Below are 14,726 nucleotides of genomic sequence, written 5' to 3'. Positions count from 1 at the left end.
TTTGCCATGAGTTCCCATCATCACGATGCCGCCCCGAGCGAGAACGAGCTTGAACGCCTGCTGAAGCTGGCGGTGACGGAGCCGGCCCACCGTCCGGCGTTCTTCCGTGAACTGCTCGACGCCACGGTGCTGATCCTCGGCGACAGCGAGCAGGTGCAGCAGGACGGCGACATCACGCTGAACGCGGATACGCCGGTCAATATCCAGCATTGGGAAAAGCAGGACGGCGGCAGCATCATTCCGTTCTTCACCTCGCTGGACGCGTTGCAGAAGGCCGTTGAGGACGAACAGCCGTTCATCGCCATGCCGGCGCGGGTGTTGTTCGAAATCACCCAGGGCGCGGATCTGTTCCTCAACCCGAAGGCGGAGTACGGCAAAGAGTTCTACCCGGAAGAGGTGGCGATGCTGTTGGCGACCGGCGGCGTCGTCAAACCGGTGGAGCATTACGTCGACAAAGAAACCCAAATCCTGTTGGGGCAGCCCGAAGAGTACCCGTCGGCGATGGTGGATGCGCTGACCACGCTGTTCAGCCAGCGCAAACCGGTGCGCCGCGCGTTTCTGGCGCTGATGCACGATCAGGCGGCGGACGAGAAGCCGAATCTGCTGATCGGGCTGGAAGTGGATGCAGAACCGGCGGAGATCGAGGCGTTGATCAACGAGGCCGGCAGCGTCGCCAGCGAAACGGCGCCGAATGACGAACCGGTCGATTTCTGCCTGGTGTCGGAGAAAGAGCGCGGCATCAGCCACTACCTGATCGCCCATACGCAGCCGTTTTATCAGCGCCGCTGGGGCAGCTGGCTGCGCAATTTGATCCCGTCCACCGACAAAACCCAGTAACGCGGCGCGTGGTCGGAAATGCCGCAGGAAGATCATATTTTTTTAATGAAATGTTGATTTTCCCGTAGGCAAGCGTTAACGGCGCACATATAATCTGCGCCACTTGAGAAGGCCGGCAACATTGCAGACCGGCCTGTTTTGGAAGTCATACAGAGGCCATCATGACCGTAGAACGTACCTTTTCCATCGTTAAACCAAACGCTGTAGCCAACAACGACATCGGCGCTATCTACGCGCGTTTCGAGCGCGCCGGTTTCAAAATCATCGCCGCTAAAATGCTGCGTCTGACTCGCGAGCAAGCTGAAGGCTTCTACGCTGAGCACAAAGGCCGCCCATTCTTCGACGGTCTGGTAGAGTTCATGACCTCCGGCCCAATCATGGTGCAGGTTCTGGAATCTGAAAACGCCGTGCAGCGCAACCGCGACATCATGGGCGCAACCAACCCGGACAACGCACTGGCCGGCACCCTGCGCGCCGACTACGCGGACAGCTTCACCGCTAACGCCGTTCACGGTTCCGACTCCGTTGAATCCGCACAGCGTGAAATCGCTTACTTCTTCAACGAAAGCGAAATCTGCGCACGTTAATCGTGCCGTTTCTGAGCTGATAGCCAGGCATTCACCGGCTGAAACAATAAAAATGCCCTGAATGCCTTTCAGCCATAGAAACCCGCTACTAAAATTTGTACAATGCCGCGCCCCTGATAAGACGACTTGTCAGGGGCGTGTTTTTAGTGCCGCCACCCGAATCTCGCGGGCTGAAATGCACAACTTACTTTCCATTCTTTAGCGCCATAACGTGTAATAACGAGGCCAGAGATCATTATGTTAGAACCCATCACGTCCGAGCACACCGTGTCTGAAAATAATTCGCTGACTACCCCCTCCGTTAACGTGGAGCAACCGGCTGCGGCCAAAATCAACCTGCTGGATCTGAACCGCCAGCAAATGCGCGAGTTCTTCGCCGAAATGGGCGAGAAACCGTTCCGCGCCGATCAGGTGATGAAGTGGATTTATCACTACTGCTGCGACGATTTCGAGCAGATGACCGACATCAACAAAGTCCTGCGCGGCAAGCTGCAGCGCGTGGCGGAAATCCGCGCGCCGGAAGTGGCGGAAGAACAGCGCTCGGCCGACGGCACCATCAAGTGGGCGATCAAGGTGGGCGATCAGCAGGTCGAAACCGTGTACATCCCGGAAGCCGACCGCGCGACGCTGTGCGTCTCCTCGCAGGTGGGTTGCGCGCTGGAGTGCAAATTCTGTTCGACGGCGCAGCAGGGCTTCAACCGCAACCTGCGCGTGTCGGAAATCATCGGCCAGGTGTGGCGCGCGGCGAAGATCATCGGCGCACTGAAGGTGACCGGCCAACGCCCGATCACCAACGTGGTGATGATGGGCATGGGCGAACCGCTGCTCAACCTGAATAACGTGGTGCCGGCGATGGAAATCATGCTGGACGACTTCGGCTTTGGCCTGTCCAAACGCCGTGTGACCCTGTCTACCTCCGGCGTGGTGCCGGCGCTGGACAAGCTGGGCGACATGATCGACGTGGCGCTGGCCATTTCGCTGCACGCGCCTAACGACACCATCCGCGATGAGATCGTGCCGATCAACCGCAAGTACAACATCGAGACCTTCCTGTCCGCGGTGCGTCGCTACCTGGAGAAATCCAACGCCAACCAGGGGCGCGTCACCGTCGAGTACGTGATGCTGGATCATATCAACGACAGCACCGACGATGCGCATCAGCTGGCGGAAGTGCTGAAAGACACGCCGTGCAAGATCAACCTGATCCCATGGAACCCGTTCCCGGGCGCCCCTTACGGCCGCAGCTCCAACAGCCGGGTGGACCGTTTCTCCAAGGTGTTGATGGAATACGGCTTTACGACTATTGTTCGTAAAACCCGCGGTGACGATATCGACGCCGCCTGCGGGCAACTGGCGGGTGAAGTGATCGACCGTACCAAGCGTACCCTGAAAAAGAAAATGGCCGGGGAACCTATCAACGTACGGGCGGTCTGAATCCTATAGCACCTTTTTTGTTATCTAACAGCCTGTTATGCGAGATGTTGACGCTAATGGGCGTTAGCTGACGGCCGATAAGGAAATGAATGCGGGCATGAAGCTGAAACTGTGGGGTGTGTGGCTGGCGGTCGGGTTGTTGGCCGGGTGTTCCGGCTCATCGCCGGAAAAGGAAGCACAGGTCGCTGAGGCGGGCCAGACGCGGTTGCAGCTGGGGCTGGAGTACCTGCAGCAAGGTGACATGGACGCCGCGCGCCAGAACCTGGAAAAGGCGCTGGACGCGGCCCCGCAGGATTACCGCACGCAGTTGGGCATGGCGCTCTACGCGCAGCGGATCGGTGAAAACGCCGCGGCCGAACAGCGTTATCGGCAAGCGCTCAAACTTGCGCCGGGCAATGGCACCGTACTGAATAATTACGGTGCGTTTCTTTGCAGTTTAGGGCAGTATGTACCGGCGCAACAGCAGTTTAGCGCTGCGGCGCTGGCGCCCGATTATGGTCAGGTCGCTGACAGCCTGGAAAACGCAGGTTACTGTTTTCTCAAGGCCGGACAAAACGATGAAGCGCGCACGCTGTTGAGCCGCGCGCTGAAAGTCGATCCGGACAAAGGCGCTCCGCTGTTGGCGGAGGCCGAAAAGCAATTTGGAGAAGGGAAGCGCGCCCAGTCGCAACTTTTATTGGATGTTTATCAGCATGTTCTGCCGGCTAGCGCCAGCAGCTTATGGTTACAGATTCGTTTCGCCGCGTTAGCCGGCCGTCAGGATAGCGTTCAACGCTATGGCAAGCAGTTAGCGCGAAGTTTTCCACAATCCAAACAGTACCAGCAGTTCTTAGCTAATGAATACTGAAGCCTCCCAAGATAAAACCGTATCCATGACGACGGGCCAGCGCCTGCGTCAGGCCCGTGAGCAACTCGGGCTGAGCCAACAGGCCGTTGCAGAACGCCTGTGTCTCAAAATGTCCACCGTGCGCGATATCGAGGAAGACAGCGTGTCCGCTGACCTCGCGTCCACCTTCGTGCGCGGCTACATTCGTTCCTACGCCAAGCTGGTGCATTTGCCGGAAGACGAACTGCTGCCGATGCTGGCCAAGCAGGCGCCGTTGAAGATGGCGAAAGTGGCGCCGATGCAAAGCTTCTCGCTGGGCAAGCGCCGCAAGAAACGCGACGGCTGGCTGATGAGCTTCACCTGGCTTATCGTGTTCGTGGTGATTGGCCTGACCGGCGCCTGGTGGTGGCAAAACCACAAGGCGCAGCAGGAAGAGATCGCCACCATGGCCGATCAATCCTCCGCGCAGCTTTCACAGAATAACGAAGGGCAGTCCGTGCCGCTGACGGACGGCAACGCCGACGCCGGCACCAACGTGCCGTTGACCGACAACAGCGCCGCGCCGGCCGATACCGGCGCAGCGGCTCAGGCGCCGGCGGCGACCGCCCAGACGCCGGGCGCGGCTCAGCAACAGCCTGCCGTGGTGTCGCCAAGCCAGACCACCCTGCCGGAAACCGCGCCGGCGGCGCAATCGCCGCTGCCGACCGCCGATGCGGGCGTGGCTGCGCCGGCGGCCGATCCGAACGCGCTGGTGATGGATTTCTCCGCCGACTGCTGGCTGCAGGTGACCGACGCGAGCGGTAAAACGCTGTTCAGCGGCACCCAGAAGCAGGGCGGCAAGCTGAACCTGACCGGCACTGCGCCGTACAAACTGACCATCGGCGCGCCGGCGGCAGTACAGATCCAGTATCAGGGTAAACCGGTTGATTTGAGCCGGTTCGTTAAGTCAAACCGTGTTGCTCGCCTGACCGTCGCCGCGCAGTAATCGCGCGGCCCCGGTCGTGATGTCAGAGCAGCAATGGAGAGTAAGTAATGCATAACCAAGCGCCCATCAACCGTCGAAAATCTACACGCATTTACGTCGGCAAGGTGCCTATTGGTGATGGCGCGCCGATTGCCGTGCAGTCGATGACCAACACCCGTACCACCGATGTTGAAGCAACGGTTAATCAGATTAAAGCGCTGGAGCGCGTGGGCGTCGACATCGTCCGCGTTTCGGTTCCTACCATGGACGCCGCCGAGGCGTTCAAGCTGATCAAGCAGCAGGTCAACGTGCCGCTGGTCGCCGATATCCACTTCGATTATCGCATCGCGCTGCAGGTTGCCGAATACGGCGTGGACTGCCTGCGCATCAACCCGGGCAACATCGGCAACGAATCGCGCATTCGCTCGGTGGTGGACTGCGCCCGCGACAAGAACATCCCGATTCGCATCGGCGTCAACGGCGGTTCGCTGGAGAAAGATCTGCAGGAAAAGTACGGCGAACCTACGCCGGAAGCGCTGCTGGAATCCGCCATGCGCCACGTGGATATCCTCGATCGCCTCAACTTCGACCAGTTCAAGGTCAGCGTCAAGGCGTCGGACGTGTTCCTGGCGGTGCAATCCTACCGTCTGCTGGCGTCGCGCATCGATCAGCCGCTGCATCTGGGCATCACCGAAGCTGGCGGCGCGCGCAGCGGGTCGGTCAAATCGGCCATCGGCCTGGGCATGCTGCTGTCTGAAGGCATCGGCGATACCCTGCGCATCTCGCTGGCGGCGGATCCGGTCGAAGAGGTGAAGGTCGGTTTCGATATCCTGAAGTCGCTGCGCATCCGCGCGCGCGGCATCAACTTCATCGCCTGCCCGACCTGTTCGCGTCAGGAGTTCGACGTGATCGGCACGGTGAACGCGCTGGAGCAGCGCCTGGAAGACATCATCACGCCGATGGACGTCTCGATCATCGGTTGCGTGGTGAACGGCCCGGGCGAAGCGCTGGTGTCCACCATGGGCGTGACCGGCGGCCATAAGAAGAGCGGCTTCTATGAAGACGGCGTGCGCCAGAAAGAGCGTTTCGACAACGAACAGATGATCGACCAGCTGGAAGCGAAAATTCGCGCCAAGGCCGCGATGATGGACGAAAGCAACCGCATCACGGTCAACCTGCTGGAAAAATAAGCGTTATCGCTACACGGCGGGCCTGTTGGCCCGCTTGTTTATGCACCTGAAGGGCAGAAAACCGCATCCGCGTTGAATACCGGGCGGCAAAGTCCCTATAATCGGGTTCATTTTTACAGACAACGGACAGAGAACTCACGTGGCAAAGAACATTCAAGCCATTCGCGGCATGAACGACTACCTGCCGGAAGAAACGGCATTATGGCAGCGTATTGAAGGCACCCTCAAGCAGGTGCTGGGCAGCTACGGTTACAGCGAAATCCGGTTGCCGATTGTAGAGCAGACCCCGTTATTCAAACGCGCGATCGGCGAAGTGACCGACGTCGTGGAAAAAGAGATGTATACCTTCGAAGACCGCAACGGCGAAAGCCTGACGCTGCGTCCGGAAGGGACGGCTGGCTGCGTGCGCGCCGGCATCGAACATGGTCTGCTGTACAATCAGGAACAGCGTCTGTGGTACATCGGCCCGATGTTCCGCTACGAGCGCCCGCAGAAGGGCCGCTACCGTCAGTTCCATCAGCTGGGCGCGGAAGTGTTCGGCCTGCAAGGCCCGGACATCGACGCCGAGCTGATCCTGCTGACGGCCCGCTGGTGGAAAGCGCTGGGCATCGCCGAGCACGTCAAGCTGGAGCTGAACTCCATCGGTTCTCTGGAGGCGCGCGCCAACTACCGCGACGCGCTGGTGGCGTTCCTGGAGCAGCACGTCGAGGTGCTGGACGAAGACTGCAAACGCCGCATGTACAGCAACCCGCTGCGCGTGCTGGATTCCAAGAATCCTGAGGTGCAGGCGCTGCTGAACGACGCGCCGCGCCTGTCCGAGTACCTGGATGAAGAATCCCGTGCTCACTTCGCCGGTCTGTGTGAACTTTTGGCGCAGGCAGGTATCCCATATACCGTTAACGAGCGCCTGGTGCGCGGTCTGGATTACTACAACCGCACCGTGTTTGAGTGGGTGACCACCAGCCTGGGCGCGCAGGGCACCGTCTGCGCGGGCGGCCGTTACGACGGTCTGGTCGAGCAGTTGGGCGGCCGCGCCACCCCGGCGGTCGGTTTCGCCATGGGCCTGGAGCGTCTGGTGCTGCTGGTGCAGGCGGTCAACCCGGAATTCAAGGCGCCGTCGGCTATCGACGTCTACGTCATCTCTTCCGGCGCGGGCACCCAGAGCGCGGCGATGCGGCTGGCTGAACAGGTGCGCGACGCGGCGCCGCAGCTGAAGCTGATGACCAACTACGGCGGCGGCAACTTCAAGAAGCAGATCACCCGTGCGGACAAATGGGGCGCGCGCATCGCGCTGATCCTGGGCGAGAGCGAAGTGGCGGAGCAGCAGGTGGTGGTGAAAGACCTGCGCAGTGGTGAACAAGAAACGCTGGCGCAAAGCGAAGTCGCTGCGCGTCTGGCTTTGATGTTAGGTTAAGGAGAAGGACACCGTGGAAGTCTATACCACTGAAAACGAACAAGTCGACGCACTGCGTCGGTTCTTTGCCGAGAACGGCAAAGCGCTGGCGGTGGGCGTGGTGCTCGGAATTGGTGCCCTGGTTGGCTGGCGTTACTGGCAGAGCCATGAAAACTCCAACATGATGGCGGCATCGCAATCCTATCAGGAAGCCAGCGATCGTCTGGCGGCCGGCAAGCCGGATGACGTGGCTGCCGCAGAGAAATTTGTCCAGGCCAACGGCAACAGCTACGGCGTACTGGCCGCGCTGCAGTTGGCCAAGCACTTTGTCGAACAGAATGATTTCGCCAAGGCGGAACAACAATTGGCGCTGGCGCAGGGCCAGACCAAAGACGACAACCTGTTGGCGATGATCGACCTGCGTCTGGCGCGCGTCCAGCTGCAGGAGAAAAAGCTGGATGAAGCGCTGAAAACGCTGGATGGCGTGAAAGGCGAAGGCTGGGCGGCGATGATGCAGGATGTGCGCGGCGATGTGCTGCTGGCGAAGGGCGACGCCAAGGGCGCGCGCGAAGCTTACAGCAAAGGCATTGAGTCCAACGCTTCTCAAGCGCTGCAGGTTCTGCTGCGCATGAAATTGAATAACTTGTCCAGCTAAGGGGAATTCCCATGCAATTGCGTAAAACACTCTTGGTCGGACTGGTTTCCGCTGCCTTGCTGAGTGGTTGCTCGCTGTTTAACAGCGAAGAAGACGTGGTTACCATGTCGCCGTTGCCGAAAGTTGAAAATCAGTTTACGCCGAACAAGGCGTGGAGCACCTCGGTGGGCGACGGTATCGGTGAGTATTACTCCCACCTGCGTCCGGCCTATCAGGACAGCACCATTTACGCCGCCGATCGCTTCGGCATCGTGAAAGCGATGGATGCCGACAGCGGCAACGAGAAGTGGAAGGTCAATCTTTCCGAGAAGACCGGCTTCTTCTCCAGCAACCTGTCTGCGCTGCTGTCGGGCGGCCTGACGGTTGCGGGTGACAAGGTTTACGTCGGCAGCGAAAAAGCGGTGGTTTACGCATTGAACACCGCCGACGGCGCCATCGCCTGGCAGACCAAAGTGGCCGGCGAAGCGATCTCCCGTCCGGTTGTCAGCGACGGCATGGTGTTGGTGCATACTTCCAACGGCATGCTGCAGGCGCTGAACGAAGCCGACGGCGCGGTGAAGTGGACGGTTAACCTGGATATGCCTTCGCTGTCGCTGCGCGGTGAATCCGCGCCAGCCGTCGCCTTTGGCGCCGCCATCGTCGGCGGTGACAACGGCCGCGTCAGCGCCGTGCTGATGCAGCAGGGCCAACTGATCTGGCAACAGCGCATTTCTCAGCCGAGCGGCGCGACCGAAATCGATCGCCTGAACGACGTGGACACCACGCCGGTGATCGTTGACGGCGTGGTCTACGCGCTGGGTTACAACGGCAACCTGACGGCGCTGGATCTGCGTTCCGGTCAGATCATCTGGAAACGCGAGCTGGGTTCGGTGAATGATTTCATCGTCGACGCGGGCCGCATCTACCTGATCGACCAGAACGATCGCGTGGTGGCGCTCAGCACCGAAGGCGGCGTGACCGTGTGGACGCAAAGCGATCTGCTGCACCGCAACCTGACGCCGCCGGTGATGTATAATGGTTATCTGGTGACCGGTGACGCCGAAGGCTATCTGCACTGGGTCAACACCACCGATGGCCGTTTTGTCGCCCAGCAGGAAGTGGACAGCTCCGGCTTCCTGTCTGCGCCGATGGTGGCCGGCGACAAGCTGGTCATCCAGGCTCGCGGCGGGAAAGTTTACGCTTTCACCCGCTAACGCCGCTCGTCGTATCCCTTCTTGCACCCGAATGATTTCGGGTTGCAGCCAGGCGGCAAGCGCATGAGTCCTCGGGAGCTTAGTGAGCTAAGTGACCGAGGCGAAGGTGCGCAGACAACGCCGCTGTGGCGCGAAAGATGAAGGGGAAAACGGCTCCTGAATGTTCAGGGGCCGTTTCGTATTTTATAAGCTGCACCGCTGGTGTCTATCCACAGTGCAGTAACGCATTGATTATTAAGTAATGAGGCTTCAACAATGATACCTGTCGTCGCGCTGGTCGGGCGCCCGAATGTGGGTAAATCCACCTTGTTCAACCGTTTAACCCATACGCGCGATGCGCTGGTGGCGGATTTCCCGGGGCTGACGCGTGACCGCAAGTATGGTCGTGCTGAAATCGAAGGCAATGAATTTATCATCGTCGATACCGGCGGCATCGACGGCACCGAAGACGGCGTCGAAACGCGCATGGCCGGTCAGTCGCTGCTGGCGATCGAAGAAGCGGACATCGTGCTGTTCATGGTCGACGCCCGCGCCGGCCTGATGCCGGCGGATCAGGGCATCGCCCAGCACCTGCGCAGCCGCCAGAAGGCGACATTCCTGGTGGCCAACAAGACCGACGGTCTGGATCCGGACACCGCCACCGCCGATTTCTACTCGCTCGGTCTGGGTGAAGTGTTCGCTATCGCCGCTTCTCACGGCCGCGGCGTGACCCAGCTGATTGAACACGTGCTGGTGCCGTTCGTGCCGGAAAAACCGGAAGACGTCGAGCTGACCGAGGAAGAGGCCAACGCCGCTTACTGGGCCGAGCAAAACGGCGAAACGCTGGAAGGCGAAGAAGACGAAGAGCCGGAAGAAGCGTTCAATCCGCAGGATCTGCCGATCAAACTGGCGATCGTCGGCCGCCCGAACGTAGGTAAGTCTACGCTCACTAACCGTATCCTCGGCGAGGAGCGCGTGGTGGTGTACGACATGCCGGGCACTACCCGCGACAGCATCTACATTCCGATGGTGCGTGACGAACGCGAATACGTGCTGATCGACACCGCCGGGGTGCGCAAACGCGGCAAGGTGACCGAAACCGTCGAGAAATTCTCGGTGATCAAGACCCTGCAGGCGATTGAAGACGCCAACGTGGTGCTGCTGGTGATCGACGCGCGTGAAGGCATCTCCGATCAGGACCTCTCGCTGCTCGGCTTTATCCTCAATAGTGGGCGCTCACTGGTGATTGCGGTCAACAAGTGGGACGGCATGAGCGAAGAAGATCGCGAGCACGTGAAAGAGATGCTCGATCTGCGTCTGGGCTTCGTCGACTTCGCGCGCGTGCACTTTATTTCCGCCCTGCACGGCAGCGGCGTCGGCAACCTGTTCGAATCGGTACAGGAAGCCTACGAGTGCGCAACCCGTCGCGTAAACACCTCGATGCTGACCAAAATCATGCAGATGGCGGTTGACGATCACCAGCCGCCGTTGGTGCGCGGCCGCCGCGTGAAGCTGAAATACGCCCACGCCGGCGGTTACAACCCGCCGATCGTGGTGATCCACGGCAACCAGGTCAGCGATCTGGCCGATTCGTACAAGCGCTACCTGATGAACTACTTCCGTCGCTCGCTGAACGTGATGGGGACGCCGATCCGCATCCAGTTCAAAGAGGGCGACAACCCGTTCGCCGGCAAACGCAACCTGCTGACGCCGACCCAGATGCGTAAGCGCAAACGCCTGATGAGCCACCTGAAAAAGAGCAAGTAATCGCTCATGAGGGGCGCGGCAGTGATGCCGCGCCCCTTTTTTATTGGCCCGAAATCGTTTTATTATCTGAAGATTACCTCGCCTGTCTGAAGGAACACCATGTCCTGGGAAACCTGGAGTTTTGCGTTCGACGTCACCGTGCCGAATCTGCTGATGATGCTGCTGGGGATCATGCTGCGCCATTGGCGCCTGATGGATGACCGCTTCGTCGACGGCGCGACCCGCCTGGTGTTCAATCTGGCGCTGCCGTGCCTGCTGTTTTTCAGCATCGCCACCAACCATCCGCAGTTGCTCGGCAATCTGCCGCTGGTGCTGTTCGGCGCGGTCGGCACGCTGGCGACCTTCCTGCTGCTGGAGCTGGCGGCCAGGTGGGTGGTGAAAGAACCGCGTGAGCGCGGGGTGTTCGTGCAGGGCGGGTTTCGCGCCAACACCGCCATCGTCGGTCTGGCCTACGCCATGACCGCCTACGGCAGCGAAGGCATTGCGCTCGCCTCGCTGTACCTGACGGTGACCGTGATCCTGTTCAACATACTGTCGGTCATCACCCTCACGCGCAGCCTGCAGGGCGGGCAGGGCAAGAAAATCAGCCACCTGTCGCTGCTGCGCAGCATTGTCACCAATCCGCTGATCATCGGCCTGGTGTGCGGGCTGCTGTATGCGCAAACCGGGCTGGGTATCCCGACCGTGATCCGCCAAACCGGCAGCTATATCTCCGCGCTGTCGCTGCCGTTGGCGCTGCTGTGCACCGGCGCCAGCCTGGATTTCCGCGCCATGTTCCGCTCGTCCAACGTGGCGGCGCTGTCGTCGGCGGCCAAGCTGTTTCTGGTGCCGTTCCTGATGACGCTGGCCGGCTGGCTGTGCGGGTTTCAGGGGGCGGCGTTGGGCATCATCTTCCTGTTTTCCGCCACGCCGACCGCTTCGGGCAGCTATGTGATGACGCGCGCCATGGGCGGCAACGCCACGCTGGCGGCCAACATTATCGCTATCACCACCGTCGGGTCGTTCTTCACCACCGCGTTGGGGATCTATTTCTTGCGCTCATGGGGCGCGATTTAACCTGGGAGCCGTTATGGATGCGCATTGTCCGCACTGTCGTCAGACCATGAATTGGGTAGCGGGTCACTACCATTGTGCCGCCTGTCAGCGCGATTATCGGCAGCTGGCGAGCTGCCCGGAGTGCGGGCAGCCGCTGCAAGAGTTGAAGGCCTGCGGGGCGGTGGATTACCTGTGCCAGAACGGGCACGGGCTGATCTCCAAAAAACGGGTGAATTTCAGCTATCAGCCGCTGTAAGCCCTCACTCATCCACCTGGCCGGTTTTCCACAGATCCACCAGCGCCTGCGGCGCGCTGCTTTCCGGGATTAACAGCACGATCTCGGTGCTCAGGGTGGGGCTGGTGTAGTTGATCTGTACGCGGTAGTAGCGCTGGTCGCCGCAGCCGGGGGAGTTGGGTTGGCCCTCTTCCTGGGCGTACGGCAGCGTCTGATTCAGCAACTGATTCAGGCGCTGCCGTTGCTCCGGCGTGATATCGGCCAGCGCAATGCGGCGCTGGCCCGCCAGTTTGGGAATGTAGGCGAAGCCTCCCTCGCGCGCCAGCTCAATGACCGTATCCTGATTGAGCGTCGGCAGCGGTTTCATTACTCCACCCCCACCTGATGCCAGGCCTGTTGCACCTTGTCCGCCACGCTTTGATCGAAACGCGCCTGCGCGTGTTTCACCGTGGCGCGGGCGAAGGTGGCGAAGTCGGCGTTTTGCGGCAGCGCTTTGTCGCACACTGTGTCATACCAGACGTAGCCGGCTTTTTCCCAGGCGAAGCCGCCCAGCGCGGTTGCCGCCAGGTAGAACGCGCGGTTGGGAATGCCGGAGTTGAGGTGCACGCCGCCGTTGTCTTCCTTGGTCTGGATGTAATCCTTCATGCTGGCAGGCTGCGGGTCTTTGCCCAGCAGCGGGTCGTCGTAGGCGGTGCCGGGCGCTGACATCGAGCGCAGCCCTTTGCCTTTGATGCCCTTGGCGAGCAGACCGGCGCCGATCAGCCAGTCTGCTTTATCGGCGGTTTGCTGCAGGTGGAATTGCTTGACCAACGAACCGAACACGTCAGACAGCGATTCGTTGAGCGCGCCGGACTGCTGGTAGTAGATCAGCCCAGCCTCGCTCTCGGTCACGCCGTGCGCCAGCTCGTGGCCGACCACGTCGATGGCGATGGTGAAACGGTTGAAGATCTCGCCGTCGCCGTCTCCGAACACCATCTGCTGGCCGTTCCAGAAAGCGTTCTGGTACTCCTTGCCGTAGTGCACGCTGCCGACCAGCGGCAGCCCTTTATTATCCAGCGAATTGCGCCGGTAGGCCTGCCAGAAGAAATCGTAGGTGACGCCGAGATAGTCGTAGGCCTCGTCCACCGCCACGTCGTGGTTGCTGGGCTGCCCCTCCTTGCGCACCTGTTTGCCGGGCAGTTGGGTGCCGTTCTGGGCGTCGTAGATATCGCGGAGCGCTTCGCCGGCTCGGGCGTTTTTCTCGGTCGGTGAACGCAGCGGCTTGTTGCCGAGCAGGCTTTGCACGTGGTTCAGGGTGTGCAGCGCGCAGTCGCGCTGCGGGGCGTTACCGTGTTCAATAATGCGGCGCAGCATGTAGGGAGGAATAACGGAACGCATGCGCTGGGCTGGCATAGTGGCTCTCCTTAGGCAAAAAATTTACCTCATCGAATGAATGCACTGAGCCTAAGTGTAGTCTACTCGTCATAAAGCCTGTGGTTATGCGTGCTCACCGCCGGGGTGGTCTTGTGGGGACTGATGCGCCGCACCGAGGCCCGTACCGCCAACCGGCCATGCAGCAGCAGGTTGCACGGCGGCGCGTCGGTGCGCAGCATGCGCCGCTGCAGCAGCTGGATCGCCTCGTAGCCCAGCTCATCGCGCGGCACCTGTACCGAGGTCAGCGGCACGTCGTGTATTTCCGCCAGGTTGAAGCCATCGGTGCTCATCACCGATACGTCGCCCGGTACGCTCAGCCCCAGCTTGTTGAGCGCCTTGACCGCCCCGACCGCCATGTAGTCGCCGCCGGCCAGGATCGCCGTCGGCAGCGGGGCGCGGTTCAGGTAGGTGCTCAGCGCCTGTTCGGCCTCTTCGCTGCCGAAGCCGGAAGTGGTCACCAGATGGCGGCCGTCGTCGAACGGCAGATGATGCCGCGCGTAGGCCTGCCGGATGCCCGCCAGCCGCAGCTCCATGGTGTGGCGGCGCAGACACTGCAGGTTGAGAATATGGCTGTGCCCCTGCTGGAACAGATAGCTGGCGGAATAGTCGCCGATCAGCTGATGATCCGGCGAGACGCTGTCCAGCCGCATCTGCCGATCGGTGCAGTTGATCAGCACGCAGGGCTTGGGCAGATCGGCCGCCAGGGTATGGATGTGTTCGTCGTCGATGCCGATGATCAGCGCCGCTTCGGTGTGCGGATCGCTCATTTTTTCCAGAAACAGCGCGCCGTCGCTGTGCTGCTCTTCCAGGCCGCAGTAACGGATGCGCACCTCGTGCTGCATCAGTGCGGCGGCGATGCCCTGAATGACCTTGTAGTAGAAGATATCGGTGCGCACGTCGAACGCGCGCTGCGGCGCGAACACCATCACATTGTTCAACATCAGTCGGCCGCTGGAAATGCCCTGTAGAATGCCGTTTTGCTGCGCGCATTCCAGCACCTTGCGGCGCGCTTCGGCGCTGGTGTTGGCCTTGCCCGCCAGCACGCGGGAAACGGTGCTGATCGACAGCCCGGTTTGGCGGGCGATCTCCTGGATTTTCAGCTTTCCGTTCATTTTGTGATCTCCTTCAAATTCGTCCATGAGAATATTTTCACTGCGGCTTTTCAGCACTTTGACTGGATCCTGCGGCCATTATGACTATTTTTTCACCCGCCTGTGA

Annotated in this window: 15 protein-coding genes; 12 read left to right on the top strand and 3 right to left on the bottom strand. The window is 60.6% G+C overall.

Annotated elements, in window-relative coordinates; genetic code table 11:
• Nucleotides 1-6: 6 nt before the first annotated feature.
• The 12 genes from sseB (at nt 7) to EDY99_RS15555 (ending at nt 12,116) form a co-directional block, all read left to right on the top strand.
• On the top strand, nt 7-837 hold the full coding sequence (gene sseB, locus EDY99_RS15610; protein ID WP_060660349.1) for an enhanced serine sensitivity protein SseB: 831 nt from the start codon (nt 7-9) through the stop codon (nt 835-837).
• A 161-nt stretch (nt 838-998) separates the two neighbouring features.
• Nucleotides 999-1,424: a nucleoside-diphosphate kinase gene (gene ndk / locus EDY99_RS15605; RefSeq protein WP_004941424.1), complete on the top strand. Its 426-nt coding sequence runs from the start codon at nt 999-1,001 to the stop codon at nt 1,422-1,424.
• A gap of 237 nt (nt 1,425-1,661) precedes the next feature.
• Entirely contained in the window at nt 1,662-2,858 is a 1,197-nt protein-coding gene (locus EDY99_RS15600; RefSeq protein WP_004941426.1) for a bifunctional tRNA (adenosine(37)-C2)-methyltransferase TrmG/ribosomal RNA large subunit methyltransferase RlmN, read from the top strand.
• Nucleotides 2,859-2,955: 97 nt separating this feature from the next.
• Nucleotides 2,956-3,705, top strand: a complete 750-nt coding sequence (gene pilW, locus EDY99_RS15595) for a type IV pilus biogenesis/stability protein PilW (RefSeq protein WP_033644344.1) — start codon at nt 2,956-2,958, stop codon at nt 3,703-3,705.
• Nucleotides 3,695-4,669 (top strand): cytoskeleton protein RodZ, encoded by a 975-nt coding sequence (rodZ, locus tag EDY99_RS15590; RefSeq protein ID WP_033644090.1) that lies wholly within the window; start codon nt 3,695-3,697, stop codon nt 4,667-4,669. The genes pilW and rodZ overlap by 11 nt, the downstream gene beginning before the upstream one ends.
• Nucleotides 4,670-4,716: 47 nt before the next feature.
• Nucleotides 4,717-5,838, top strand: coding sequence for a flavodoxin-dependent (E)-4-hydroxy-3-methylbut-2-enyl-diphosphate synthase (gene ispG / locus EDY99_RS15585; protein ID WP_016929756.1), 1,122 nt, complete (start codon nt 4,717-4,719; stop codon nt 5,836-5,838).
• 139 nt (nt 5,839-5,977) lie between these two features.
• A complete protein-coding gene (gene hisS / locus EDY99_RS15580) occupies nt 5,978-7,252 on the top strand; it encodes a histidine--tRNA ligase (RefSeq protein ID WP_060660350.1) in 1,275 nt (424 codons plus the stop codon).
• Between the two features lie 13 nt (nt 7,253-7,265).
• On the top strand, nt 7,266-7,886 hold the full coding sequence (locus EDY99_RS15575) for a YfgM family protein (RefSeq protein ID WP_033635592.1): 621 nt from the start codon (nt 7,266-7,268) through the stop codon (nt 7,884-7,886).
• 11 nt (nt 7,887-7,897) lie between these two features.
• Nucleotides 7,898-9,079 carry an outer membrane protein assembly factor BamB gene (gene bamB, locus EDY99_RS15570; protein ID WP_046687651.1) on the top strand — a complete coding sequence of 394 codons (1,182 nt, stop codon included), beginning with the start codon at nt 7,898-7,900 and terminating at the stop codon, nt 9,077-9,079.
• A 255-nt stretch (nt 9,080-9,334) separates the two neighbouring features.
• A complete protein-coding gene (gene der / locus EDY99_RS15565) occupies nt 9,335-10,825 on the top strand; it encodes a ribosome biogenesis GTPase Der (RefSeq protein WP_004941442.1) in 1,491 nt (496 codons plus the stop codon).
• A gap of 99 nt (nt 10,826-10,924) precedes the next feature.
• The gene (locus EDY99_RS15560; RefSeq protein ID WP_123061906.1) at nt 10,925-11,881 is read left to right on the top strand and encodes an AEC family transporter; all 957 of its coding nucleotides are present in this window, start codon (nt 10,925-10,927) and stop codon (nt 11,879-11,881) included.
• Between the two features lie 13 nt (nt 11,882-11,894).
• Complete coding sequence (locus tag EDY99_RS15555; protein WP_004941446.1) at nt 11,895-12,116, top strand: zinc ribbon domain-containing protein; 222 nt, start codon at nt 11,895-11,897, stop codon at nt 12,114-12,116.
• A 4-nt stretch (nt 12,117-12,120) separates the two neighbouring features.
• Here the strand turns inward: EDY99_RS15555 and EDY99_RS15550 are convergent, their stop codons facing one another.
• The 3 genes from EDY99_RS15550 to EDY99_RS15540 all read right to left on the bottom strand — a co-directional run bounded on the left by EDY99_RS15550 (nt 12,121) and on the right by EDY99_RS15540 (nt 14,620).
• Nucleotides 12,121-12,462, bottom strand: a complete 342-nt coding sequence (locus tag EDY99_RS15550; RefSeq protein WP_016929750.1) for a protealysin inhibitor emfourin — start codon at nt 12,460-12,462, stop codon at nt 12,121-12,123.
• Nucleotides 12,462-13,487 (bottom strand): M4 family metallopeptidase, encoded by a 1,026-nt coding sequence (locus tag EDY99_RS15545; RefSeq protein WP_033644087.1) that lies wholly within the window; start codon nt 13,485-13,487, stop codon nt 12,462-12,464. The genes EDY99_RS15550 and EDY99_RS15545 overlap by 1 nt, the downstream gene beginning before the upstream one ends.
• 62 nt (nt 13,488-13,549) lie before the next feature.
• Entirely contained in the window at nt 13,550-14,620 is a 1,071-nt protein-coding gene (locus EDY99_RS15540) for a LacI family DNA-binding transcriptional regulator (RefSeq protein WP_033644343.1), read from the bottom strand.
• Nucleotides 14,621-14,726 lie beyond the last annotated feature (106 nt).

Origin of the sequence: Serratia sp. LS-1 (genome assembly GCF_003719595.1) — a bacterium.
Classification (GTDB): domain Bacteria; phylum Pseudomonadota; class Gammaproteobacteria; order Enterobacterales; family Enterobacteriaceae; genus Serratia; species Serratia ureilytica.
Note: the sequence above shows the minus strand (reverse complement) of the source record. Positions and strands in the feature narration are given on the sequence as shown.